Genomic DNA, 24,857 nt, shown 5'->3' with positions numbered 1-24,857 from the left:
TACGGTTGACGCATGAACGATCCGGGCGATTTGGCGGTATTCCTCCGGGCGAAGCGTGCAGCGCTCACCCCGGACTCCACGCCCCTGAACGGCTACGGCGTGCGCCGACGCGTCCCCGGCCTGCGCCGCGAAGAGGTCGCGCAGCTGGCCGGTGTCAGCGTCACGTACTACACGCGTCTGGAGCAGGGGCACAGCCGCCACGCCTCGGACGAGGTGCTGCTGGCGCTGGCCCGTGCCCTGCAGCTGACCGTCACCGAGACCGAGCACCTGCTGGATCTGGCACGCGGCACGCGCACGCAGATCGTCGACCCCGGCCCCGAGAAGGCCAGTGCGAGCGCCCGTTCCCTGCTCTCCCTGGTCGCCGCCCGCCCCGCCGTCATCCTCGGGCGGCGCAACGACGTTCTGGCGTGGAACAGCCTCGGGCACGCCCTGGTGGCCCCGCATCTGCCCGCCGACGCCCCTGACGACCCGACCAGCCGCCCCTCCCTGCCCACCCTGCTCTTTCTCGACCCGCACGTCCGCGCCCTCTACCGCGACTGGGAGCGCGAGGCCGCGGACTACGTCGCCTACCTGCGGCTGATCAGCGGAAAGTACCCGGACGACGAGGCACTGACCCGAATGATCGGCGAGCTGTGCGTCCGCGACGACGCCTTCGCCGCCCTGTGGTCGTCGGGACGGGTGGGCGAATGCGTCGCGGGCACCAAGCGCATGGTGCACCCGCACGCCGGAGAGATCACGGTCGACTTCCAGCTCTGGGCCCAGACCGACCAACCCGACCAGCGCATCGAGATCTACGAGCTGCGCGACGACCCCGACGGCACGCGCACCCAGGCGCTGCTGGGCACGCATGCCGTGGACGGCCTGAACGTCTGATGCTACGTCACGAAGCCTGTCGCGTAAGGATCTGAGTCCGGCAGGACAGGTGTCAGGTGTCGGGTGTCAGGTGTCATGCCTTGCAGAACCCGAGGCCCTTGAGTGCCTCATTGATCTGCTTGCCCTGGGCCTCCGTGGTCGTGACGTCCTTGTACGTGAAGCGCTGAGAGGCCAGCCAGTCGGGCTTCTTCACACCCTCGCCGAACGCGCCGCACTGATTGCGGGCAGCGGTGATCGCCTTGTCCTCGTACTTCACGATCGCCGGATTGGCCGCCGCGAGCGCCCGGAGCAACGCGGCACGCTTGGCGCCGGTCGGCTCCGGCGGAATGATGAGCGGAGTTCCCCCGGGCTTGGCCTCCTCAATCTCGGCGAAGCTGGGCTGCGGACTGAGTGGCGTGGCACTCGGTTTCGGCTTCGGCTTGGCGTCGATGGTGTTGTCGGCCGTACAGCCCGTGAGCGCTAGGGCCGCGATGGCGAGGATGCCGGCGGCGGTGGTGGTGCAGTGGTGATTCATGGCCCCCCCCCATGCGAATGTGCTGACGGGACATCATCGCTCGTACATGGGGAAAGCGTGTGCGCATGTGGCTGACCTGTGACCATCGTCGGCCTTACTTCGGCGATGCCTTGTCGTGCGGCGGGAACAGGGCCTCAAGGACCCGGGTGGCTGTTTCGCGCAGCCAAGTGTGAGCGGGGTCGTTGTCGTGGCGTTGATGCCAGAGCAAGTGGAGCGGGACCGCCGGTAGTTCGAACGGCAGGGGCAGTGTGGTCAGGCCGAGCTGCCTGCGGGAGTCGAGGGTGGTGGCGTCCGGCAGGGTGACCACGAGGTCGGTGTCGTGGGCGAGTTGGAGTGCGCCGGCCGTGGTGGGAGCGGAGGCGATGACGCGGCGCTCGTGGCCGAGTTCGGCCAGTGCCTCGTCGACGTGGTCGCGCAGGTGTCCGCGCCGGGAGACGGTGAGGTGCTCGGCCGCCGCGTACGTAGCGGTGGTGACGGGCCCCTCGGTGAGCGGGTGGCCCGGCCGGACGGCGATGACGAGCCGGTCGTGGCCGATGAGTCGGTCGCGGATGTCGGGCAGCGACGGCGGGCCGGCGCTGGAGGCCAGGTCGACCTCGCCGCGGCGCAGCTCGGGGGTGTCTACGGCCGGCTCGGCGATGAGACGCACCTGCACCCCCGGGGCCTCCCGGTGCACGGCGGCGATCAGCGCGGCGCCGCACGTGGTGGCGAGGGCGTCGTGCCAGCGGATGGTGAACACCCGCTCCAGATGCGCCAGGTCGAGTTCCTCCTGGGCGGACAACAGGTGATGCGCCTGCTGCACCAGGGCGTGCACCTCGGTGCGCATGGCCAGCGCACGGGTCGTGGGCACCATGTGGCGCCCTGTGCGAACCAGGATGGGGTCACCTGTCACCTTGCGGATCCGGCCCAGGGAACGGCTCATGGCCGGTGCGGTGACGTGGAGACGGGCCGCGGCCCCGGCCACGCTGCCCTCTTCCAGTAGCGCGTCGAGCGCAGTGAGCAGATTCAAATCCAGTTGCATGTCAGTAACTGTACGAGTGAAAACCATGCACTTGTTGTTAACTGCCCGCGCTTCTACCGTCGAGGTACGAGAGCAGGCGGGCCGAGCGGCCCCGAAGTCGCTCTCGTTTCCATCGAATCCAGGGAGTACGCGATGACCGCACCCATGCCTTCCGACCTCGAGACGACCCTCCTGCCCACGGTGATCGCCGTGTTGAAGACGGCCGGAGCCACCCTTCGAGAGCGCCACACGACGTACGCCCGGGGCACCAGCCTCGCGGAGATCGTCAGGGAGACCCACGCGAATGACGACGCGGTCCTCGCCGTGATGCGCGAGCCGCTTCTGAAGGCCCGTCCGGGGTCGCGGTGGATGGAGGACGAGCTCGCGGGCGGGGCGCTGCCGTCCGGGGAGTGGTGGGTCGTCGACCCGGCCGAGGGCAACATCAACCACGTCCACGGCATGCCCGACTGGGCCGTCACCGCCACCCTGGTGCGCGACAACCAGCCGGTGCTCACGGTCGTGCACCTGCCGCTGACCGGCGACATCTACACCGCCACCGCCGGGGGCGGCGCCCACCTCAATGGCGACCCCCTGACCGTCTCGGCCAAGGACGAGCTCGGCGCCGCCCTGATCGGCACCGGACAGGCCCGGCCCGGCGAGAGCACGGACACGTTCCGCCGGATCGGGGCGTCGGTCACCGCCACGCTCACCGCCGGCCTCGTCGTACGGGTGTCGGTACCGGCCACTCTCCAGCTCATCCACGTGGCCGCCGGACGCACGGACGCCTTCTGGCAGTTCTCCGACGTCCCCTCCGGCCTGGCCGCAGGCGCCCTGCTCGTCACCGAGGCCGGAGGCACCGTCACCGATCTGGACGGCAAGCCCTGGACCACGGGAGCCCGCGACTTCCTGGCCGCCGCCCCCGGCATCCACACGGCGGCGCTCGACGTCCTGTCCTCGATCTGACCAACCCGCCCACAGACATCTCCCACCCCCTACCCCCTCCAACAGACCACAAGGAGCACCCGTAATGAGCAGCATCGGCATCCTGGGAGCCGGCCGCGTCGGCACCACCCTCGCCCACGCCCTCACCGCGGCGGGACACCATGTCACCGTCGGTCGCCGCGGTCACGACGCCGGCATACCCGCCGCCTCGCCCGCGGAGGGGCCGGCCCTCCGCTACGCCGACCACGCCACGACCGCCCGCACCGCCGACGTCGTCATCAATGCCACGCCCGGCGACAGCGCCCTTGACCGGCTCACCGCCCTGCGGGCCGAACTCGCGGGCAAGATCCTCATCGACGTCTCCAACGCCACCCACGACGACGCCGACGGACTCCCCGGCGACCTGTGCTATCCCGGCAGCAGCCTCGCCGAACACCTCCAGGCCGCGCTGCCCGATACTCACGTCGTCAAGACCCTCAACACCATGCTGTTCATGGTCATGACCGCCCCGGGCTCCCTGACCCAGCCACCCACCGCCTTCCTCTCCGGCAACAGCGACGAGGCGAAGAAGACCGTCATCGAGCTCCTCAACGACCTCGGCTGGCAGTCCGACTGGATCCAGGACCTCGGTGACGTCACCACCGCCCGCGCCACCGAAGCCACGATCCTGCTCGTCCCGCACATCCTGCGCCGCAACGGCTTCACCCCCTTTGCCGTCACCCTCGCCCGCTGACCGGCCGCACGGGGGTGAGCCTTGGGCCGGCCTCATATCAGGTCCGCGAAGTCCGGCAGGGTGAGGGCCGAATGGGCCGGCCGTGGTTGCGCGGCGGGGAGGGCGTCCAGGCTGCGGAGTCTGTCATTGCGTTGTCGCAGCGCCTGCGCCGTGGTCGGGAAGAGTGCCGCGTCGCCTGCGGTGACCAGGCCTTGGTTCAGGCTCACGAACTCGCGGGTGGCATGTTCGTATGCGGCGAACCCCGCTGCGTAGTCACCCGAGTTGGCGGCCAAGGAGTGGGCGAGCATGTACGCGCCGACGAGCGCGAGGCTCGTGCCCTGACCCGTGAGGAACGATGGCGCGTACGCGCTGTCGCCGACCAGTGCGACCCTCCCGCTCGACCAGCGAGGCATGCGGATCTGGGCGACCGCGTCGAAGAACACGTCGTCGGCGGCGTGGAGGGCGGTCAGCAGGTCCGGGACCTTCCAACCTGCGTCGGCGAACGTTTCGAAGAGCAGCTCCCGTTGGGCCGCCGGTTCCGAGAGTGCGTCATGTTGGGGCTGTGGGTGGGAGAAGTTCAGGAAGGCATGTACGTCCTCGGTTTCCCCCAGCGCGTAGAGGGCTGCGGCTCTGCCGGGCGTGTTCCACATGACCGTCTCGTGCGAGAGACCGAAGGTGTTGGGCATGGTGAAGATGGCGAATCGGTAGCCGAGGTAGTGGTGGAACGGCTCCTCCGGGCCGAAGGCCGTACGGCGGGTGCGGGAATGTGCGCCGTCGGCGCCGATCAGCATGTCGAACGTGCGGTGGTCGCCGCCGTGGAAGGTGACGTCGACGCCGTGCTCGGACTGGTCGAGGGTGTCGATGGAGTCGTTGAACAGGAACTCCACGTCGTCACGGACCGCCGCGTACAGGATGCCGGTGAGGTCTCCGCGACGTACCTCCAGGTCGTGTCCCGCGACGCCGCCGGAGACGGTGTGCGGGTGGAGCGCGGCAACCGTGCCGCCCTCCCCGTCGAGGAAGGTCATCCGGCGCAGGTCGATGTGCGCTTCCCGCAGTTGCGGCATGAGGCCCATCCGCTGGACGACTTCGAGGGCCGTACCCCGTATGTCGATGGGGTAGCCGCCGTGGCGTGGGGCGTGCGCCTTCTCGACGACGGTGACCGCGAAGCCGTAGCGGGTCAACCAGTAGGCGAGGGCGGGGCCCGCGATGCCGGCTCCGGAGATCAGGATCGTGCGCCGGTTCGTGGCATGGGTGCCCGGCCGGTTGATGGGGTTCATGCTTTGACTCCGTTGTTGGTTGTGCGGGTGACGAGCAAGGCGAGTGCGGTGACGGCGCCGGCTATGACGAAGCCGGTGACGAAGGCCGATTCGGCCGGGATGTCCGACCCGGAAGGCGTGGCGGCGGTGAGGAGCGCGCCGCCCAACTGCGCGCCCACGGCGTAGCCGACCACGCGAGTCACCAGCACCAGGCTGGTGGCGATGCCGGTGTCGCCTTGGTCGACGGAGGTGGCGGTGCTGGTCATCAGCGCGGTGACGCACAGGCCGTTGGCGAGCGCGATGAACGCCTTGCCGACGATGAGGTGCCAGGGCTCCGTGTGCACCGCCGCCACGGCCATCAGCGCGCCCGCCATCATCACGACTCCCGTCGTGACCACGCGGCGCGAGCCGAATCGGCGGGCGCCCATCCCGCCGAGCGGCCCGGCCAGCGACGCGGCCACCGCACCGGGAAGCAGGAACAAGCCGATCTCCGTGGCACTGGCACCGAAGCCGTACGCCTCCGTGGGCACCGCGAACAGTTGCGGCACGAGATAGACCGCCACGGACGTGCCGACGCAGATCACGAACGTCAGCACACACGCCTTCCAGATCGCCGGCCGCACCAGCATGCGCAGGTCGATCATCGGCGAGGCCGCGCGACGCTCGACGACCGCCCATCCGGACACGAAGGCGGCCAGAGTCACGACAAGTGCGCCGAGTATGAGGGGTTGTGAGGCAACGTCGGGAACGAGGGCGAGCACGAGCATCAGCGTCGTCAGTGCGCCGCTCAGGAGGACCAGACCGGGCCAGTCCATCCGGGAATCGTCGGAGCGAGCCGGCGGATCGGACGGCAACAGTCTGCTCACCAGAGCGGTGGCTCCGATGACGGCGAACGTCGGCAACGCGAACATCCAGTGCCGGGACAGCGCCTCCGCCACGGGCCCGGCCGCCAGGGTCCCCACCATGCCGCCGCCGACGAACAACCCGCTGACCACGCCGATGGCCACCTTCGCCTCCTCTTCGGCGAGGTGTTTGCGCACGACGATGAACGACAGGGGCAGCGCGCCCACCATCGCCCCTTGCAGTACCTGGCCGAGCAGCAGCACCGGCAGATTCGGCGCGAGGGCGGACACCAGGCCGCCGGCCGAGACGACCGCCATCAGCCGGGTCAGGATCCGCTTGCCGCCGTAGCGGTCCCCGAGTTTCCCGGCGATCGGCGTGATGAGGGCGCCGGTGATGAGGAGCACGATGCTGAGCAGCGCTCCCTGCGCCGGGGTCATGTCGAGCTCACGCTGCAGCAGCGGGAGCGTCGGCGTCACCACCGACTCCAGAGCACCGGTGGCAAGCGCCAGCAGGCCCACCGCGCCGACGGCGGCCTTTCCGATGCGAACCGAGGGTTCGAGCGCCGTGTGCATGACTCTCCTCTCCATCAAGTACGGGTGCACGCGCCGCCATTGGGGCGAGTGCGAGGAAGAGTGCAGGACCGGCCGCAGGACACGCGTCATACCGGGGAGCCAATGTGGAGGTGATACCGCAGTAGGGGGGGGCGTAGCTGGCTCGGCTCAGGCGGCCACCGAGCCCCTTCACCGAGGCGGTTTGCCAAAAACGCAAGGATCCGTGCCAAGTGCCGGAGCCGCCAGCACCATGGGGCGCATCCGACGAGAGGCGCATTTGACGCCAGGCGCATCCGAAAGAGACGCCGCCCGCCCTCTCGACCGGCCCGGAAGGCAAGGAGACCTCCATGCCCAGCACCACGCGCCGCAACCGGCGCCGCGACACCCCGCCACCCAGGACCGGCAACAGCGAGAGTGAGGTCCTGCGCGGATTCCTCGACTACCTCCGGACGGCGAACGCCGCGAAGGTCGCCGACGCACCCGAACTCCAAGTGCGTACGACCGCGGTTCCGTCGGGCACGAACCTGCTCGGCCTGCTCAACCACCTGACCTTCGTCGAACGGTCGATGTTCCTCGGAGACGACGTCAGCGACTGGCAAGCGACCTTCCAGGCCGCCACGACGGACACCGTGGCCGATGCCGTGACCCGCTACCGGGACGCCGTCGAGCGCGCGAACGAAGTCCTGGACGGGTGCGCCGACCTCGCCGCACCCGTCCCTCGACCGGGCTCGGGCCGCTCCGCACCCAGTGTCCGTTGGGCCCTCACCCACATGATCGAGGAGACCGGCCGCCACGCGGGCCACGCGGACATCCTCCGCGAACTGGTCGACGGCTCGACCGGCCGCTGATCCGGGCCCTGTTCGGTCCGCACAGGTGCGCCAACAGGCCGCTGCTCAGCGCTGGGAGGCTCGTGCGGGCGACGGCGGGTCGTCCGTGACGCGGAGGCCGATGATGGCGATGTCGTCGCGACGTTCGGCCGGCAGCGTGAGCAGTTCCTTGATGAGGGCAGGCAGGGACAGGCCCTCGGCGGCGAGGTCTGCCGCGCGCGACGCAAGCCGTCCGAGCCCCTCCTCGATGTCCTCCCCGGGCGTCTCCACCAGCCCGTCGGTGAAAAGCAGCAGCGTGTCTCCCCGCCCGAGCCGCTCGCGCCACTCGCCGCGCCGTACGCCAGGTGCCACACACAGGGGAAGGTCAGGACCGCCGTCGGCGGCGAGATAGCGCGGCACTCCGTGGCCGGCCGGAATCAGCAGGGGCGGAAGATGCCCGGCATTGGACAGCACGACGTTCCGGCCTCCGTCCTCCGCAGGAGTGAGCACCGCGTGGAGGATGGTGACGTACGGGCTGGTGCCGAGGCCTTGCGTCACCCGGTCCAGGCGGCACAGCGTCTGCGCGGGGCTTTCGGGACTGTCGTAGGCGAAGCCGCGCAGCATGGTGCTGATCTTTCCCATGGCGGTGGCGGCGTTCAGGTCGTGCCCGGCCACGTCACCGATCGTCAAGGTCAGCGATCCGTCGCGGCACGCCGTGGCGTCGTACCAGTCGCCGCCGATCTCGGCCCGGGAGCTGGCCGGCTGGTACACGGCGGCCAGCTCTGCGCCGTCGACCGGGGGAGGGGCGGCCAGGAAGGAACGCTGGAGGGCCAGGGCCGTATCCCGCACGTTCTGGAGCTCGAGCGTGCGCGACACCGGGCCCTGCGCCCGGTGCAGGACCTCCTGGAGCAGATCGACCTCCGCGTCGCTCGGTGGCGGATTTCCCTGGCAGGTCGCCGCCGCAGCGATGGCCACAGCCCGCCCCTCCACGGTGACCGGCAGCAGCGTCAGGCTGGTGCCCCGGGCGCGAGCCAGCCACCCGCGCGTAGCCGCCGAGAAGAGGCCTTCGGGCGGCTCGCCGGTAGGGAACCTCACGACCCGGGCCCGGCCCTGCGCGATGGCTTCCTCGGCCAGCGGGCCCAGAACGAAGTCGTCCCCCGGCGAAGGCATCGGCGGAAGGCTCGGTGAGCGGGCGATACGTACCCGGCTGGTGAGGTGGAGGCCCGAACCGGGATCACGCGCGGCGGAATCGTCGTCGTGCAGCTGGAAGACGGCGAAGGCGTCGACGAGGTCGGGCACCACGGCCTCGGCCGTGCCGGCGAACAGTTCCGCGAGGTCGGCCGCCACGGGACCGGCCGCCACCTTCGCAAGGAGCCGCTCCCGCATCTGCTTGTGCCACTGCTCCTCGGCGTCGCTGACCGTGCCGATCCACTCGACGAGCTCGCCGTCCTTCAGTACCGGAACCGCGATGATCTTCACGTGGCGGTAGCTGTCGGGGTCGTGCGCCTGGCGCACCCGGATCACCGCGTCGAGGAGCGACTGGCCGTTCGAGGTGGCCCGCCACTTGGCCTCGAACCACGCCCGGTCGTTGGGGTGAACGGCGTCCATCCACGAGCCGGTGCCGTCCGGATTCCACAGCCCGCTGCTGTCCTGCCCGAACCGTCCGACCAGGGCCGACACGCTCCCGTCCTTGGCCATCAGCCACACCACGTGCGGGATGGCGGACAGCAACGCCTCGTAGCGCCTGACCGCGTCAGCGGGCGCCTCATGGGCCTCTTCGCGCACCCCGCCCGCGCCGAGCACTCGCGTCGTGATCTCCGCGGCCAGCATCAACGTGGCACGCCCGCTCCAGATCCGTACCGGAATGCAGGTCACCACACACGTCCGGCTCACCGCGCCTTCTGGGCGGCTGCCGGGGACGTCGACCAGGACGGTCGAGCGCTGCGTACCGGCAAGATCCAGAGCCCGAAGGACGGGGCGCAGCGCGGGCCCCGCCAGGGCGACGCCTGCTTCCTGTCCGACCCGCCAGAAATCGAACGTTCTACCGAATGGCTGATTGTGCTCCCTCAGCCGGTGGAAAGGCCCCGTGACCAGCCCGACCCCCACCGTCGCCGCCTGAAGGCTCTCCAGGTCGAAGACGGGACCCGGCTTGAGTACGGCATCCTCATCCACACGGCAATGATCCCCCGAGGCGGTGCAATCAGCAGCCGTACTCGATCCGCTCCGGCGGTGGGCTCGCGGCGGCCCGCCTGAGTGACGGAAGCTGTGGCTCAGTTGTGCTCTTCGTCGATGGTGACGGCGGCGCCGTTGTCGAGCTTCACGACGACGCGTACGCCGCCCTTCTTGGCCGCGGCTTCGAGTTCGCCTTCGGTGCAGCGCTTGTTGTCGCCGTTCTCGCCGCAGATCCAGCCGTTGCCGTTGATGGTCGTGGCGGTGGCGCTGTAGAAGGAGAGGGTGTTTCCGTCGCTGTCGCGCAGGGTGTACTTGCCCGGGGCCAGGTAGCCGAGTTCACCGGAGCGCAGGCCGCTGGGCTTGCCGGTGTCTCCGTCACCGCCGCCGCTGCCGGCGTGGTCCTCGACGATGCTGACGGCCGTCCCGTTCTTGATCTTCACGGTGGCCGAGACGCCCTTCTTCGCGGCGGCCTCCAGCTGCTGCTCCGAGCACGGCGTGGCGGCCTGCCCGTCGGCGTCGCCGCAGATCTCGCCGGCGCCCTCGATGTCGGTGTCGGTCGAGGTGAAGAACGCCTGCTCGGTGCCCTTCAGGTCGCTGACCGTGTACTTGCCGGGCGCCAGGTAGGACACGTTGCCGAACCAGGTGCCGCTCACGCCCTTGCCCTTCGCCGTGCCACCGCCGGACTGCGGCTGCGTGCCGCCCGCGGAACCCGAACCGGAGCTGGTCGCCGTGTTCTTCGCGTCCGCCTTGGCGTCGGAGGCCGCGGTCGAGGCGGATGCCTTCGAGTCGCTGGACGTGTCGCTGGCGTCGGCGCCGCCCTGGCAGGCGGTGAGCAGGGTGGTGGTGGCCATCAGGGCGGCGGCGGTCAGGACGGCCTTGCGGCGGTGGTTGCGAAGCATGATGTGGTTCCCCCGTGCGGTGTGAGCGTGCATGCGGTCGGTCGGTCGAACGGTCGGGCTGTGCGCCCTTGTTCGATCTTGAGCCTGCACGATCGGATGTGCGCGGGGGAAGCGCCGTTACGAGGTGATGACGATCTCAACGTGCCCCTGAGACACCGTGTCAGCCGGGTGTCTGATCGCATGGTTCACGCACACGTAAGGGCAGTGTTGGTCGATGCGGAGACGAGGCGGGGCGTTGCGCAGGAAGCCCGTGCTGGTGGTTGGTGTGGTGACGGCGACGTTCGTGGCCGGGGTGTGGGTGGGCTGCGCCGAGTGGCCCGCCGAGACACCTTCGCAGGTCAGACGCACGTCCGAGGGTCCGATCGAGCTCGACGACGGGCGCCGCGTCACGGTGGGGTTCACCGAGCAGGGTCTCGTCGAGCGGCACCAGAGCGCCCACGGCGGCCCGTGGTCGAAGCCGAAGGTGCTGCATCCGGCGCCGGGCGACGCGGAGTGCGACCCGGAGTTGGCGACGTACGACAACACCGTCGCCGTCATGGCCGACTGGGACCGCGGCTGTTACGGCGACCCCGCCGAGATCGCGATCGCGGCGGTGAGTGACGGGGACCTCCACGACTGGGACACGCACAGCATCGAGAACATCGACGGGTGGGAGTGGACTCGCTTCTCGTGGAGCGGCTACCGCGTCGTCTTCCGCAAGGGCGACGCCGATGGAACCACGGAGCTCAGCTGGCGGCAGAGCATCGGCTTCACCGGCCCCGACATCATCGCGGGGCCGGACGAGGGTTGACCCCGCAGCCCCGCAGCCCCACACCAGGTCAGTCGACGCCTTCGACGATGCGGAAGTCGCGCTCGACGCCGTCGGAGAGGGCGGCCAGCGCCTCCTGGTAGGCCGCGCTCTCTCGCGCCGCGACGGCCTGCTCGAAGCTGTCGAACTCGATCAGGATGGTGCGCTCGACGGTTCCGTCCTCATGCGCCACGACCCGGCTGCTCGCGGCGGCGAGGAGTCGACCGCCCCCGGCCTGGACGGCCGGACCGGCCAACTTGTCGTACGCAGCCAGCTTCTCGGGGTCGGAGATGGTGCGGTAGACGCTGACCCAGTAGCCCTTGGGCATGGAACCTCCACTGTCGGGATGACCCCTGCTTGGCTTTTCGCATCACTATGATGCTTCGAGAATCGAAGCACAAGGAGTGAGCATGGAAGCCAGGCCGCCGCGCCCGGGTGTGCCGGTGCGCGGGTCCGAAACGGGCCGTCCGGTGATGGCTGCACTCGACCTGCTCGGACGCCGATGGACGATGCGAATCCTGTGGGAACTGAACCAAGCCCCGGCCGGTTTCCGTGAGTTGCAGCGCCGATGCGAGCGCATGTCCTCCAGCGTGCTCAGTACGCGGATCGAGGAACTGTCCGGCGCCCACCTGCTCGCCCTTGAGGGCGATGGCTACCGCCTCACCCAACTCGGCCGGGAACTTGTCGAGGCGCTGAACCCGTTGGATGCCTGGAGTCGACGGTGGGCCGAGGAAATGGGGCCTCCGACGTCAGGAGGGCCGGAATAATCACCGCGTGACCGTGCCACATCGGCATCCCTGCCCCCCGGGGCCACTCGCCATCACGCCCCGGCGAGCGGCCCCGACGGCGAAGCCGTGCCCCAGTTGCCGGCTTCCTTGCCGGCTTCCTCGGCCTGCTGACCCATCAGCGTCGCCACGCCTCCGAGCCGATGCCACCCACGACCGGCGAGACCTCGACTGCCGTTCAGTAGCGCCCAGTTGGCTCGGCTTGCACCCGCACGCCCATTGACGCTGGAGCCGGAAGCTCCGTAAGGTCCGGGCTGGCATCGATTAATACGTTTCAATCGCGTCGCTCAGCCCTGCCCGGATACTCTACCAGGCTCTTTGTGCTCCACCAGGCTCTTTCCTGAGAATGCGTATGAGATTGCGGTGGCCCTTGCGTTCGCGGTCCGTGGTGGCTTCCTTGGCGATCGGCCTGGTTGTGGCCTCGGCGTCGCCCGGCGTCGCGGATCGGTCCGAGCCGAACCACCGGCCGCAGGCGCCGACACACCTCACGGTCGCAGACCAGGTGGACCCGCTTGCCGTGAACGGCAGGCCGTCGTTCGGCTGGCTTCCGCGCGATGCCGACCGCGACGAGACGCAGTCCGCTTACGAGGTGGTGGTGCGGGACGGCCGGGGGCGTCAGGTCTGGGACAGCGGCAAGGTGGACAGCGGGCAGCAGTCCTGGGTGCCCTACGCGGGCCCCGACCTGAAGCCCGGCACCAAGTACACCTGGAAGGTGCGCACGTGGGACCGGGGAGGCGAGACATCTCCATACGCGCGCAGCGCCTCGTTCGCCACCGGCCTCGACGACGGTGACTGGTCCGGCGCCCAGTGGATCAAGAGGCCCGCCACGGGCAACGACGCGAGCAACGAGTGGACCGCCGCCCGCAAGGTCATGCGGCTGCCCGCCGGCAGCAAGGTGACCGACGCGCGGATCTACGTCGCGGCCATGGGGGACTGGCAGGTGAACGTCGCCGGCCGCGTGGTGCAGCGCAGTTCCTCCTACGAGTACGCGGGGGAGGGCCACTACGACGTGGCGGAACTCCCGGATGTGAAGGCCGGGCAGGAGCTCCCGATCGGGGTGCTCACCCATTACTGGAACTGCAAGTGCCAGGGCCGGGCGAACGGGCCCGCCGGCGCGGAGGGCCCTTCCGGCCTGCTGGTCAAGGTCGTTGTCGACCGCGCCGACGGCAGCCGGGACGTGATGGTGTCCGACGACTCGTGGAAGGTACACCGCTACGAGCCGCAGCGGGTCGACACCCTGACCTACCGCAACTCGGACTCCGGGGACCGCGTGGAGTACTACGACGCCCGGGCGGAGCCGACCGGTTGGGACACCGCCGACTACGACGACACGGCCTGGCCCGCGGCCACCACGATCGGCGCCCACCCCCGCCCCGGCCCCGCGGCCTGCCCTTCCTCCAGCGGATACCCGTGTGCCTTCACACACCTGTCCGCGCTCGAGGCGCACCTGTCGTACGAGACCGTCCACCCGGTCTCGTTGAAACGGCTCGCGGACGGCACGGTCTTCGCCGACTTCGGCAAGGTCTACTCCGCGGTGCCCTCGATCCGGCTCCACAAGGGCACCGCAGGGCGGGAGCTGACGCTCACCACCAGCTACCGGCGCAACAACTCCACCTTGACCGCCGCCGCGTCGGCAGATGACACCACCGTGACCCTGGCCAAGACATCGAACGTGCGCGCCGGGGACGAGATCACCGTCGACGCCCCCGCGGCGGGCTACGGCGTGGGGGACCCGGAGACACGTACCGTGCGGGCGGTCGAGGACGACACGGTCACCCTCGACGCCGCGCTCAAGAAGAGCCATGCGGAGGGAAGTTGGGTGGAGAACTCCCGGGCGGGAACCTCCGGCCTGGACACCCAGGGCAGCAACATGCGCTCCTACTACACCGAGAAGGACGGGGCCCAGACCGCCCGCCCCTTCACCTACTGGGGCTGGCGTTATCTACAGATCAGCGACCCGGGCGAGACGCTGACGGCGGACGACGTCAGCGCCGTGGTGCAGCACACCACAGCTCCTCACCGCGCCACGTTCAAGAGCGACAACGCCGTCCTCGACGACGTGTTCGCGCTCATGCAGCACTCGGCGATCCAATCCGCGCAGAACGTCTTCCTCGACACCCCGACCCGCGAGAAGGGACAGTTCCTCGCCGACACCGCCAACCAGTCCAGCGCCACCATGGCCGCCTTCGGGGAGCGCGGCCTGACCCGCCAGGCGATCGTGTCGTTCATGAACTCGCAGAAGCGGTTCTGGGGCAACGGCGGCATGAACGCGGTCTACCCCAACGGCGACGGCAAGCGTGACATCCCCGACTTCACCGAGATGTTCCCCGACTGGGTGTGGCGCTACTACCGGACCACCGGCGACCGCGAACTCCTCGAACAGGCCCTGCCGGTGATGCGGAACATCGCCGACTACGTATGGGGCGCTGTCGACAGCCGCGGCCTCGTCGCCGACCTGCCGGGCGGCTCAGGACCCTACCTGAACGGCATCACCGACTGGCCTGCCCCGATGCGCTACTCCACGGTGACCACCGGCAACGTCAACCGCACCGTCGTCAACGCCCTCGGCGTCAGCACCCTGCGCACGGTCGCCCGCGCGGCCGAGGCACTCGGGGACACCGAGGTGCGCTCGACGTACGAGCGGCGGGCCGACAGCCTCACCACCGCCATGCGCACCCACCTGTACGACGCGGCCGACGGCACATGGGCCGACGGCCTCGACAAGGACGGCAACCGCCTCGGCGGCACCGGCCAGCACGCCCAGAGCTTCCCGGTCACCTACGGAGTCGAGGCCCCCGCCGACCACACCAAGACGGGCAGGAAGCTCACCGAACTGGGCATGCGGCAGGGCCCGATGACGCTGCGCACCCTCCTGGACGCGCTGCGGATCACCGACCGCCCGGACACCATCGTCGACGTCCTGACCGATCCGACCCAGGACGGCCCCGCACAGGTGCTGGCCGAGGGCGGAACCTTCCTGTGGGAGCAGTGGACCCCGGGCTGCGCCACGTCGTCCTGTACCGGAAGCCAGGTCTCCCAGAGCTCCAGTGAGAGCATGTCCCACGGCTGGGGCGCCGGCGCCATCACCGGGATCCTCGAAGGCGTACTCGGCATCCAGGTGACGTCCCCCGGGGCGTCGACCGTGCGCATCGCCCCGGCGGACAAGGGGCTCGACCACGCGAGCGGAACGCAGTGGACGGAGCGCGGCGAGGTCGGCGTCGACTGGCGTCGGAACGCCCACGGGGTCGACACCAAGGTCGACATCCCCGTCAACGTCACCGCGACCGTGGCGCTGCCCGTGGCCGACGGCGGCACGTACCGCGTCACCGGCAGCGCCAAGTACCTCGGCACCGAGGACGGTCGGGCGCTGTACCGGGCGGGCTCCGGACGGACGAGTTTCCACGCGGAGGCGAGCAAGTAGCCGGCCGGCGCACCGGTGAACGGTGCGCCGCCTTTCAGGTGACTTACGGGCCCGGCGACGGCGGGCTGGGGCGAGGTCTGCACAAGAGTGGAACATCGCACGGCCCAATGTCCGGGCCCGGTCAGAGCGGAGTACCTTCCCGATGCGCCTTCCTGTTCGCCTCGCCGCAGCAGCACTGTCCCTGACCGCCCTCATCACACCCTGTGCGGCCCAAGCCGCGGACCGGCCGGAACCCCCGGCTCAGGTCCGCGAAGGCAGCCCCGCATCCACGGTGGACCGGGTCGCGGACTTCTACGGCGCGTACATCGACACCGTCGCTGACGGCACCGACCGGCTGCCCGATCAACTGCGCGCCCACTACCTCACCCCCGCTCTCCAACACCGGCTCACCGCGTGGGAGAACGCCAACCACGCCGACGGAGTCCTGCGCGCCCAGGACGTGCCCCGCCGCTGGAAGGTGCGCTACGACGGCTCCGGAACCGGCCACGCGTTCACGACGGTCGTCCTCACGTGGGGCAGCGACCAGCACCCCACGTACACCCGGCTCGCGGTCCAGAGCGACCTGCGCACGAAGCTCATCTCCGACATCAGGCAGGCCTGACCGTCCCTGCTCCAGGGAACCGAACCGAGCCCCACCGCCCGGCCGACGTCTCGGCCCGTGCCCGTGCGACTGAGTCCAAGCGATCTAGCATGGATCTGTTGCGATCAGCCATGCGACGACAACAGTCGGTTCAACGGACTATGCGGCAGGGGAGGGCTCGACCCCGATCAGCGTGGAGCTCCTCTGAGTTGACAGCGGGCGCATTCGTAGCATCGTCGGCGTCGCGGCCATGGCTCTGGCGGCGACAGACTGCACGACGGGAGACAACGACAGCGATGCGAAGTCGGCTCGGCCCGCCCAGAGCCATCCGGAAGCCGACAAGAACAGCCTGGTCTCGCAGATACGCGCCGCAGTCGCGGAGTGCACGGGCCACGGCCGCGCCACGGACACCCTCGGTCGTCGGAGACACGTTCAGGCAGGCCTATCAGCAGATCCTGGCCATGGGCTACCCCGAACGGGACGTTCGCGTCTACTACGGAAGCAGCGTCGAGACAGGCCACTCGCAGCTCAAAGGCATCAAGGGCCAGGTGTGCAAACAACTCCCGCCCGCCGGCCGCCCCTTTCACAACCCGGAGAACGTGGATCTGTATGTGGCGGCAGGGAAGTGCCCATCCAAGGGGTGACCCTCGGGGATCGGATCCAGAAGTTGCCCGGCCCGCCGGCCACAGCCGGTTCGGACCGTTCGCGGTGAAGTCGCGGCGGACCAGGTCGTCGTGGACCGGCCCCGTGCTGCGGGCCTCGTCGGCCAGGAAGCGGTAGCCGAACTCCGGCTCGTCCCGATGCGCGTCGAACAAGGCGTTCGCGCGGTGGGCCCGCTCGAACTCGGCCCCGGACACCGGCCGTTCCAAACAGCGATAGTAGGGCTGGCGGGCAAGCTTCAGGACCCGGCACGCGACCGCTGATGGGGCGAGTGTGCCGAACGGCGCTCAACCGGGGAAAGCGGTCGAGCGCCGGTAGCCGGTGCCCACATCACTCCGTGAGTAGGGCCGACCGAGGCGAGCACCGGATCTACTTGCGGTGGCCACCGGAGAGCGGGTCGCCGGCCTTCTTCACGGTCTTGTCGATCCAGGCCATGGCTTCGGGCACGTCGTAGTTGCCGGCGTGCGGCTGGTTCCAGGCGAGCTGGAAGTTCACGTCAGCGACCTGCGGGTCCGCCTCGAGCGCGCGGTCCAGGTTGATTCCGATGATGAACGAGGTGTCGCGGTCCCGCGTGCCGTTGCGGACGTACCAGTGCGGCGCCGCGTCGGCGTCCTTGCTGCCGATGAAGTCCATCGGGTTGATGAGGTGGATCTGGTCGTCCACGGTGGTGCTCTTCTTGGCGGTGTACTGCTTCCAGGTCAGCCCGGTGTCGTCGAGGCCGCTGCCGTCGCTCGGGACGTTGTTGTGGTCCCAGCTGAACTCGGTGTAGTTCAGGTACTTCTGGGAGTACGGACCGAACAGGTTGGTCTCGGTGCCGCTCGTGGTGTTGCCGTAGACCCCCACCGCGTCGAACGCGGGCGTGGACTTCAGCGTGGCCTGGGTGGCGACGAACTTCAGGTATTTCGTCATGTCGACGGAGCGCACCTTGTTCGTGGCATTGTCGACGTCCATCCAGTCGTTGACGTACGACTTCGTGGTGGACCCGCCGGGACCGCCGGACGTGATGACGAAGTTCTCGCCCAGCGCCGGGATGGTGTGGGACGGGTCGGCCTTCAGATACGTCTCCGCCGAGCGGACGACTTCCTTCTTGATGGTGTCCAGCATTGTGTCGGCCGTCAGCCTCGAGCCGTCCGGGTTGCGCAGGCCGAGGCTCTTCTCGTACGCGGAGAACTTGGCCGCGATGGCCGCCGCGTCGGCCGGATGCGCGTTCGAGCCGGTCGTGTCGCGGGTGTCGAGGATGTTGTAGAGCCACTCGTAGGCGACGTCCGCGTTGCCGAGGTCGGTGATCGGGCAGTACGCGTTGACCGCGAACACGTCGTCGCGCAGGGTGCTGTGCCCCTCGGCGTCGATGCCGGCCGCGCCGATGTCCGCGAGGTAGGAGTCGTACTCGCTGTCGTTGCCGGAAGCGCCCAGGACGGAGGAGAGGGCGCCGCCGCCGCTGGTGCCGTTGACGACGATCCGTTCGGCGCTGCCCGGCATCTCGGCGTCGTTGAGCCGCAGATAGCGCACCGCGGCCTTCGCGTCGACCGCGGCAGCCGGTGCCTTGCCCGGAGAGGAACCGTCCGCGCCGACGAGCCCGCGGCTGCGGTTCGCCACGTCCACGAAGACGTAACCGGCCTTCAGCGCCGCGCCGGCGTTGCTGGTCGAGCTGTTGTAGCTGGCGCCCGCGGTCACGCTCGCCTTGACGTAACTGGCCATCCAGCCGCTGTTGTTCACCGCGAAATAGATCGGCGCCCGTTGGTCGCTGAAGGCGCTCTCGGGCACGAACACGTTCATGCTCTCGTAGCCGCAACGCGTGTTGCTGATGGTGGTGGTGCCGCCCATCCCGGGTTGCTGGGCCGCGGCGGCGACCGGGTTGGCGACGTAGCAGAGCTCCTTGTACCAACGCACCTTCACCGGCTGGTCGTCGACCGTGACGGTGATGGTCGTGTAGGCGCTCTGGTCGAACGCCAGCGCCGCGTCCTGCGGATCCGCGACATGTCCGCGCTCGTACGCGCCGGACGCGGCCGCGAGGGAGGCCGGGATCGCGAGCGACGTCAGCGCGAGTGAACCGACGATCGCCAGACCTCGCAAAAGGCGCTTGCGCGCCGGAGCGGGCCCTTCCTGACGTCTCGTGGGGGCGAACGCGGTGCGTCGGGGGGACGCGGAGAACCGCTGCATGGAGTCTCCTCATTGAGTACCGAGTGCTTCGCTGGATGCCTCAAGTGCGGGGCGTCGTGCACGCTATAGCTGTGTTAACAATCTGCACAACAATTTTGCTCACATTCTCAGGAACGCTGATGGGGCCCGACATCGAGGGGCAATGGGCACGAATTGGGCCCGGACGACCGGGGGCCGGCCGGTCTCGTCGTGGTGGTGCAGCCGCCTGTGTTCCCCGGAATCCGGATCGGCCGAAAACGCGTCACAGGAATTGACAGCTCACGCCCCTGCCCTGCACGGCGAGATCGGCAAGGCATGCCCCATGCATGGACAGGGGCCCCGGAGCCCTGAAGTCGACCGCACGCGCCGGTGGTTCATGAACGAGGCGTTGCTCGCCGGTGGCGTCGCCGTTCTCGCCAGCATGACCGGATGCTCGGCCAACTCCTCGGACGCCGCGAAAGCGTCGGCGTCGTCCGGTGGGCCGGGCGTGGACGAGGTGGAGTACGACGTTTTCAAGGGACTAGCGACTGACGGCAAAATCGTCGCCGACCTCTACTCGATCCATTCCACGAGTGTCTCCACGACGGCGGTGGTGCATGCCGCGCAGGCATTCCTCGACGGACTCTCCGCCAAGGAACGTCGCGCGTGCACGTTCGACGTGGACGACGACGAGTGGCTGGCCTGGAGCAACGTCGACGGTTATGAGCGCGAAGGTGTCCGGATGTGTGACATCACCGCCGCGCGGCGGAAATTGGACTACGCGCTGCTCGGCAAGGCGCTGTCCGCGGACGGGCTCACCCAGACACGCAACGTCATGAAGCTCAAGATGCCCCGTCGACCAGTAAGGCCGTGGGGCTTCCAGTTCGATGGGCACCACGTCGCCATCAACTGTTTCATGCTGGGCGACCAGGTCGTCATGACGCCCACTCTTTCATGGGCTCCGAGCCGACGAAGATCACGTACAAGGGCGAGAAGATTCATTTCTTCAAGCCGGAGACGACGGCCGGACTCGCGATGATCCGTTTGCTGAGCAAGGCGCAGCGGGCCGAGGTCATCGACTTCAAGAAGGAGAAGAGCGGCACGGACATGCTCGCCGGCGCCGGTCAGGACAACCTCAAGCTCCCCTACGCGGGGCTGCCCAGTTCGAGGATGACCGCGTCGCAGAAGTGAAGCTGCTGGACCGAGGGGCACGAGGAAGTGCAGATGAAGGAGGCCGAGGAGCACCGCGACGCCACCTACTTCTACTGGCTGGGAGAGACGAAGGGCTTCTCGGCCTTCTACTACCGCGGTCACACCCCGGTCGTGCTCATCGAGTACGACGCCCGGTCACCACTCTTCTGTGGCACCAAGTCCGGCAGTGGCGGCGGGTTGCCCAGCAGCGAGCCGTCCGGCCGGCCGAGCGGCGCGCCGTCCGGCGGCCCTGGAGGTGGCGATGGGATGGGTGGCGGCGCACCGACGCAGCAGCATGTCCGAGCCGGAGTGTGGTCGCAGGTGGCGTCGCCGCCGACATCCCGGAGATACTGCGTGCGCTTGGCGGACGGGGCGGCTCGCCTATGTCCGCCTGAACATCCAAGGCATGATCGACCACACTCTTGCGGGCCTGAGCGGCATACCGGAGGTCATCAAGGCGAACGCGGTGGCCGGAGACGCCGACCTACTGTGCCGGGTCGTCGCGAAGGACAATGCCGGCCTGGAAGAGGCCCTGCAACGGATCGCGGTCGACGCTGTCCAGCGAACCTCGACCAAGGTCGTGCTCAGCCGCTGACTCATGCCCCAGATCGTCCCGCTGATCGCGAAGCTGCACGACGAGTTGGAAGGGAACGAGTGTGGTCCAGGCATGGAGGCAAGGATGTCGGCCCGCTGACCTGCCTCCCGCTTACCCGCCTTGTGTCCTCGATCTTCCGGGGCGCGAGGGTGTGCCGCCCGTGCTGCTCAACGGTTCAGGGTTCGCTGCGATGCCCCCACGCCTTGCACGGCATAGCCTCCGACATCAGCGGCGTGCCGGCAACGAGCCGATGAAAGCCTCCTGCGGTTCCCCTCCGAACGGCCCATGGGCGAACTCTTCACCGGTTCAGCCGAGGCCACCGGGAATCCGTGGACCGCCGCGTTGTCTCCAATGGCACGGATTCGACGCGAACGGGCGGCGGTGGGAACAGGGCGGATCGTGAGGGACTGAGCCCCGGTCAGTCGAGGGGACGGAAGGATGCCTCTTCGTGGAAGTGCTCCACGACCGGGGCAGTGGCGAAGTACGGCCCGATCAGGGAGCGCCAGCGCGTGAATCGCTCGGATGCGCGGAAACCCTCGGTGTGCGCCTCGACCGACTCCCAGCCGACCAGCAAGAGGAAAGTGCACGGACGCTCCACACCGCGGTGCAGCTTCACCCAGAGAAAGCCGTCGGCCTCGGAGATGACCTCGCGGGCCTCGGCGAAGGCGGCGAGGAACTTCTCCTCGGTACCCGCGTCGATGGTCAATTCGGCGTGTTCGATGATCACGTGCGTGCTCCCTGTCCTAGACGGTCGTCCGAGCATGCAGGGGGCAGCGGTGCTGGTCAACGGGCCGGAATATCGACAGGACACACGCCATCCATCGTCCGGTGCGATGGGCCCGCGGCTCCGGCCCGGCGGGGCGCTGCTTCGATGCCGTCCGGGCGATGCCAGGCATCTCGAATGCCCATTTCCGCCATCCGGCCTGCGTGCCTAGCGTCGAAGGGTCCCCGTCCATGCCCGAGGAATGTCCTTTGTGCACGACCGGACTGGACGACCCGCGCGACACCGTCAGGAGCGGACCGTGATCACCGAGGCACCATTCCAGCCCATCAGCCATCTGCGCCATGTCGACCTTGCTGTGCCCGACTTCGCGGCGCAGCGTGCGTTCTACGGCACCACATGGGGTCTGACGGAGGTGGCGAACGACAGCAACATTGCGTTCTTCGCCGCGGAAGGCAGCCCCGAGCAGTACGTGGTGCGCATCCGGAAGGACGATCGCAAGCGGATGGACCTGGTCGCCTTCGGCGCCACCTCCCCGGCCGCGGTGGACGAACTGGCGCTGCGGCTGGGCCGGGCCGGTGTCCGGCTCATCCACGAGCCCCGGAGCCTGGACACCCCGGGTGGCGGCTACGGCGTGCGCTTCTTCGATCCGGACGGTCGGGTCGTGGAGGTGTCCGCGGAGGTGTCCGTCCGGGAGCACCGCAAGATCGAGGAGCGCGAGGCCGTACCGGTGCGGCTGTCGCACTGCGTGGTCAACTCGCAGAATCCGGAAAGCCTGTTGGCCTGGTACGTCAAGCACCTGGGCTTCCGGCTGACGGACACCCTGTACTCGCACCACATGGGCGACCTGATGTACTTCCTGCGGTGCAGCCCGCTGCACCACTCCTTCGCCATCGCCCGCGGCCCCCATGTCTCGCTGCACCACGCGTCGTTCGAGATGCGCGGAGTGGAGGAGTACATGCGCGGCACCGGCCGCGCGTTGCGTGCCGGTGCCCGGCTGACCTGGGGGCCCGGCCGCCACCACGCGGGCGACAACACGTTCTCCTACTTCCACGATCCGCACGGCAACACGGTGGAGTACACCACCGAGCTCGCGGTCCTCGAAGAGGACCTGTGGCACCCCGGCCGCCACGACGTGGACGACCCCGAGGTGCAGGACCAGTGGGGCACGGCGGACCCGATGAGCGAGTCGGTCGCCAAGGAGCAGTTCAACGATCCGGACGTGCTCTTCGAGGCGCCCCCCGTGTGACCCGTTGCCGGCACCCCATCACCACCCCTTCCCAGAAAGGCAGCCGTTGTGGCTCAGCATCTGAAGACCGCCGTACCCAAGGCGCAGGTCGCCGCCTCCCTCGACCAGGTCCGTGAGACCGTCTCCGGTGTCATCGCTGACATTCGCGAGCGCGGCGACGTGGCGGTCCGGGAGTACTCCTCGAAGTTCGACAACTGGAGCCCGGAGTCCTTCCGGCTCTCCGCCGAGCAGATCGAGGAGATCGTCGCCTCGGTCCCGCAGCAGGTCATCGAGGACATCGTGACCGTCCAGCGCAACGTCCGCGCCTTCGCCGAAGCGCAGATGGACTCGATGCGCGAGTTCGAGATCGAGACGCTGCCGGGCGTGCGGCTCGGCCAGAAGCACGTCCCCGTCCAGGCAGCGGGTGCGTACATCCCGGGCGGGCGTTATCCGCTGACCGCCTCCGCCCACATGACGATCATCACCGCGAAGGTGGCGGGCGTCCCGCACGTGGTGGCCTGCACCCCGCCGATCCACGGCGAGATCCCCGGCGCCACCGTCGCCGCGGCACACCTCGCCGGGGCCGACGAGATCTGGCTGCTGGGCGGTGTCCAGGCGGTGGCGGCGATGGCGGTCGGGACCGAGACGATGAAGCCGGTGAACCTGATCGCCGGACCCGGTAACGCGTATGTCGCCGAGGCGAAGCGGCAGTTGTTCGGCGAGATCGGCATCGACCTGTTCGCAGGCCCGACCGAGATCCTGGTCGTGGCGGACGACGACGCCGACCCGTTCACCTGCGCCGTCGACCTGCTCTCACAGGCCGAGCACGGCCCGGACTCCCCGGCGGTGCTGATCACCACCTCGGAGCGGATCGCCCGGGAGACGATCGCGCACGTGGAGGCGCTGCTGCCGGGCATGCCCACCAACGACTTCGCCGGCCCCGCCTGGCGTGACCACGGCCAGGTCATCGTGGTCGACTCGATGGACGAACTCTGGTCACTGGCCGACTTGTTCGCCTCTGAGCACGTCGAGGTGCTGACCGCTCAGCCGCGCCAGGCGCTGGAGCGGATGAGCCAGTACGGGGCACTCTTCCTCGGCGGGGGCACTTGTGTCTCCTTCGGTGACAAGGTGATCGGCACCAACCACGTGCTGCCCACTCGGGGCGCGGCCCGCTACACGGGCGGCCTGTGGGTCGGCAAGTACCTCAAGACGGTGACCTATCAGGAGGTCACCGACCCGACGTCACAGGCCGAGTTGGGCCGGCTGTGTGGCCGGGCAGCCCGGGTGGAGCTGTTCGAGGGCCACGCCCGCTCTGGGGACCTGCGAGCGACCCTGGCCGCGGGCGACGCGCTCCCGTGGGACCCGCGGTGACCCTGCGCGGGCGTACCGCGCTGGTCACCGGCGGCGGCGGTCCGCTGGGGCGAGCGTTCGCGCTCGCCCTGGCGCAGGCCGGCGCCCGGACGATCCTCACCGGTCGCAACGAAGGCTCGCTGGCGGAGGCCGTTGGCCTGGTCGAGAAGGAGGGCGGGAGCGCCCGTACGGCGCTCTGCGACGTCGCCGACCCGGCGTCGGTGGCGGCGCTGGCCGTGGAACTCGCCGACGAAGATGTGTCGGTGCTGGTCAACAATGCGGGTGTGGCCGGACCGGTCAAGCGGTTGACCGACATCGAGCCCGACGAGTGGGATGAGGTGTTCGCGGCCAACGTGCGCGGGGTGTACCTGATGTGCCGGGCGTTCCTGCCGGCCATGACGGCGGCCGGGCGCGGCGACGTGGTCAACGTGGCCTCGGTCAGCGGGAAGCGCCCGCTGCTGAACCGTACGCCGTACACCGCTTCCAAGATGGCGCTGATCGGGCTGACCCGCACTCTGGCGGGTGAGGTGGGCCCGCTCGGCGTGGCCGTCAACTCCCTGTCCCCGGGCCCGGTCCGGGGACCGCGGATGGCCCGCAACTTCCGGCTCACCGCGGAACTCACCGGCTGCACCGAGGAGGAGGCCGAGCGGGACTTCGCCTCCCGGGCCGCGCTCGGCCGCCTGGTGGAGGAGGGCGAGGTGGCGCGGGCGCTGGTGGCCATGCTGGGGATGCCGGGGCTGTGCGGGGCGGACATCGATCTGTCGGCTGGGATGATCGCGCCGGCGTGACCCCGCCCGTGCGCGGCGGAGCAGGGACAGGCAGGACAGGGCGGTGCGGGGCGGGGAGCCGGTTGGTT

General features: G+C 69.3%; 22 protein-coding genes and 1 pseudogene. 14 read left to right on the top strand and 9 right to left on the bottom strand.

The annotated features are described in order from the left end of the window. Positions 1–12: 12 nt before the first annotated feature. Positions 13–873: a helix-turn-helix domain-containing protein gene (locus tag ACTWJ8_RS02755; RefSeq protein ID WP_443262709.1), complete on the top strand. Its 861-nt coding sequence runs from the start codon at positions 13–15 to the stop codon at positions 871–873. A gap of 73 nt (positions 874–946) precedes the next feature. On the opposite strand, the gene ACTWJ8_RS02750 is transcribed toward ACTWJ8_RS02755, so the two are convergent. Next, a complete protein-coding gene (locus tag ACTWJ8_RS02750) occupies positions 947–1,387 on the bottom strand; it encodes a hypothetical protein (protein ID WP_443262708.1) in 441 nt (146 codons plus the stop codon). A gap of 94 nt (positions 1,388–1,481) precedes the next feature. Then, positions 1,482–2,405: a LysR family transcriptional regulator gene (locus tag ACTWJ8_RS02745; protein WP_443262707.1), complete on the bottom strand. Its 924-nt coding sequence runs from the start codon at positions 2,403–2,405 to the stop codon at positions 1,482–1,484. Positions 2,406–2,537: 132 nt separating this feature from the next. On the opposite strand from ACTWJ8_RS02745, the gene ACTWJ8_RS02740 reads away from it, so the two are divergent. Then, a complete protein-coding gene (locus ACTWJ8_RS02740) occupies positions 2,538–3,347 on the top strand; it encodes an inositol monophosphatase family protein (RefSeq protein WP_443262706.1) in 810 nt (269 codons plus the stop codon). A 64-nt stretch (positions 3,348–3,411) separates the two neighbouring features. Next, positions 3,412–4,059: an NADPH-dependent F420 reductase gene (locus ACTWJ8_RS02735; protein WP_443262705.1), complete on the top strand. Its 648-nt coding sequence runs from the start codon at positions 3,412–3,414 to the stop codon at positions 4,057–4,059. A 32-nt stretch (positions 4,060–4,091) separates the two neighbouring features. On the opposite strand, the gene ACTWJ8_RS02730 is transcribed toward ACTWJ8_RS02735, so the two are convergent. Together ACTWJ8_RS02730 and ACTWJ8_RS02725 are read right to left on the bottom strand one after the other, a co-directional pair. Then, positions 4,092–5,315 (bottom strand): FAD-dependent monooxygenase, encoded by a 1,224-nt coding sequence (locus tag ACTWJ8_RS02730; protein WP_443262704.1) that lies wholly within the window; start codon positions 5,313–5,315, stop codon positions 4,092–4,094. Then, the gene (locus ACTWJ8_RS02725; protein WP_443262702.1) at positions 5,312–6,709 is read right to left on the bottom strand and encodes an MFS transporter; all 1,398 of its coding nucleotides are present in this window, start codon (positions 6,707–6,709) and stop codon (positions 5,312–5,314) included. Before ACTWJ8_RS02725 ends, ACTWJ8_RS02730 begins: the two co-directional genes overlap by 4 nt. Before the next feature lie 326 nt (positions 6,710–7,035). Between ACTWJ8_RS02725 and ACTWJ8_RS02720 the strand changes: the two genes are divergently transcribed. Next, positions 7,036–7,536, top strand: a complete 501-nt coding sequence (locus ACTWJ8_RS02720) for a DinB family protein (protein WP_443262701.1) — start codon at positions 7,036–7,038, stop codon at positions 7,534–7,536. A 45-nt stretch (positions 7,537–7,581) separates the two neighbouring features. On the opposite strand, the gene ACTWJ8_RS02715 is transcribed toward ACTWJ8_RS02720, so the two are convergent. Together ACTWJ8_RS02715 and ACTWJ8_RS02710 are read right to left on the bottom strand one after the other, a co-directional pair. Then, the gene (locus ACTWJ8_RS02715) at positions 7,582–9,666 is read right to left on the bottom strand and encodes a SpoIIE family protein phosphatase (RefSeq protein ID WP_443262700.1); all 2,085 of its coding nucleotides are present in this window, start codon (positions 9,664–9,666) and stop codon (positions 7,582–7,584) included. A 98-nt stretch (positions 9,667–9,764) separates the two neighbouring features. Next, positions 9,765–10,565 carry a hypothetical protein gene (locus tag ACTWJ8_RS02710; RefSeq protein ID WP_443262698.1) on the bottom strand — a complete coding sequence of 267 codons (801 nt, stop codon included), beginning with the start codon at positions 10,563–10,565 and terminating at the stop codon, positions 9,765–9,767. A gap of 235 nt (positions 10,566–10,800) precedes the next feature. Here ACTWJ8_RS02710 and ACTWJ8_RS02705 point away from each other — a divergent pair, with 235 nt between their 5' ends. After that, complete coding sequence (locus tag ACTWJ8_RS02705) at positions 10,801–11,355, top strand: hypothetical protein (RefSeq protein ID WP_443262697.1); 555 nt, start codon at positions 10,801–10,803, stop codon at positions 11,353–11,355. Positions 11,356–11,383: 28 nt separating this feature from the next. On the opposite strand, the gene ACTWJ8_RS02700 is transcribed toward ACTWJ8_RS02705, so the two are convergent. Then, positions 11,384–11,680 (bottom strand): DUF1330 domain-containing protein, encoded by a 297-nt coding sequence (locus tag ACTWJ8_RS02700; protein WP_443262695.1) that lies wholly within the window; start codon positions 11,678–11,680, stop codon positions 11,384–11,386. Between the two features lie 82 nt (positions 11,681–11,762). Between ACTWJ8_RS02700 and ACTWJ8_RS02695 the strand changes: the two genes are divergently transcribed. The 3 genes from ACTWJ8_RS02695 to ACTWJ8_RS02685 all read left to right on the top strand — a co-directional run bounded on the left by ACTWJ8_RS02695 (position 11,763) and on the right by ACTWJ8_RS02685 (position 16,159). Continuing rightward, positions 11,763–12,119, top strand: a complete 357-nt coding sequence (locus tag ACTWJ8_RS02695; protein ID WP_443262694.1) for a winged helix-turn-helix transcriptional regulator — start codon at positions 11,763–11,765, stop codon at positions 12,117–12,119. 364 nt (positions 12,120–12,483) lie between these two features. Continuing rightward, positions 12,484–15,558, top strand: a complete 3,075-nt coding sequence (locus ACTWJ8_RS02690) for an alpha-L-rhamnosidase-related protein (RefSeq protein ID WP_443262693.1) — start codon at positions 12,484–12,486, stop codon at positions 15,556–15,558. 142 nt (positions 15,559–15,700) lie between these two features. Then, positions 15,701–16,159: a hypothetical protein gene (locus ACTWJ8_RS02685; protein WP_443262692.1), complete on the top strand. Its 459-nt coding sequence runs from the start codon at positions 15,701–15,703 to the stop codon at positions 16,157–16,159. Positions 16,160–17,167: 1,008 nt separating this feature from the next. On the opposite strand, the gene ACTWJ8_RS02680 is transcribed toward ACTWJ8_RS02685, so the two are convergent. Beyond that, positions 17,168–18,958, bottom strand: coding sequence for a subtype B tannase (locus tag ACTWJ8_RS02680; RefSeq protein WP_443262691.1), 1,791 nt, complete (start codon positions 18,956–18,958; stop codon positions 17,168–17,170). 355 nt (positions 18,959–19,313) lie between these two features. Here ACTWJ8_RS02680 and ACTWJ8_RS02675 point away from each other — a divergent pair, with 355 nt between their 5' ends. From ACTWJ8_RS02675 to ACTWJ8_RS02665, 3 genes and pseudogenes are all read left to right on the top strand, one after another. Next, positions 19,314–19,955: a DUF3500 domain-containing protein gene (locus ACTWJ8_RS02675; RefSeq protein WP_443262690.1), complete on the top strand. Its 642-nt coding sequence runs from the start codon at positions 19,314–19,316 to the stop codon at positions 19,953–19,955. Continuing rightward, positions 19,871–20,209, top strand: a pseudogene (locus ACTWJ8_RS02670) (DUF3500 domain-containing protein); the annotation flags it as partial. The gene ACTWJ8_RS02675 and the pseudogene ACTWJ8_RS02670, both read left to right, overlap by 85 nt. Before the next feature lie 304 nt (positions 20,210–20,513). Then, positions 20,514–20,702: an Lrp/AsnC ligand binding domain-containing protein gene (locus tag ACTWJ8_RS02665; RefSeq protein ID WP_443262689.1), complete on the top strand. Its 189-nt coding sequence runs from the start codon at positions 20,514–20,516 to the stop codon at positions 20,700–20,702. A 418-nt stretch (positions 20,703–21,120) separates the two neighbouring features. On the opposite strand, the gene ACTWJ8_RS02660 is transcribed toward ACTWJ8_RS02665, so the two are convergent. Next, positions 21,121–21,429: an antibiotic biosynthesis monooxygenase family protein gene (locus ACTWJ8_RS02660; RefSeq protein WP_443262688.1), complete on the bottom strand. Its 309-nt coding sequence runs from the start codon at positions 21,427–21,429 to the stop codon at positions 21,121–21,123. Positions 21,430–21,724: 295 nt separating this feature from the next. On the opposite strand from ACTWJ8_RS02660, the gene ACTWJ8_RS02655 reads away from it, so the two are divergent. Genes ACTWJ8_RS02655 through ACTWJ8_RS02645 form a run of 3 tightly spaced genes read left to right on the top strand, consistent with a single transcriptional unit; the run spans position 21,725 to position 24,789 of the window. Next, a complete protein-coding gene (locus ACTWJ8_RS02655) occupies positions 21,725–22,672 on the top strand; it encodes a VOC family protein (protein ID WP_443262687.1) in 948 nt (315 codons plus the stop codon). 48 nt (positions 22,673–22,720) lie between these two features. Further along, positions 22,721–24,022, top strand: a complete 1,302-nt coding sequence (gene hisD, locus ACTWJ8_RS02650) for a histidinol dehydrogenase (RefSeq protein ID WP_443262686.1) — start codon at positions 22,721–22,723, stop codon at positions 24,020–24,022. Then, on the top strand, positions 24,019–24,789 hold the full coding sequence (locus ACTWJ8_RS02645; protein WP_443262685.1) for an SDR family NAD(P)-dependent oxidoreductase: 771 nt from the start codon (positions 24,019–24,021) through the stop codon (positions 24,787–24,789). Before hisD ends, ACTWJ8_RS02645 begins: the two co-directional genes overlap by 4 nt. The last annotated feature ends 68 nt before the right edge of the window (positions 24,790–24,857 follow it).

This window comes from Streptomyces sp. SDT5-1, from assembly GCF_052245995.1.
Lineage (GTDB): Bacteria > Actinomycetota > Actinomycetes > Streptomycetales > Streptomycetaceae > Streptomyces.
The sequence above is the reverse complement of the archived record's forward strand: the minus strand, read 5'-3'. Positions and strand labels throughout refer to the sequence as shown.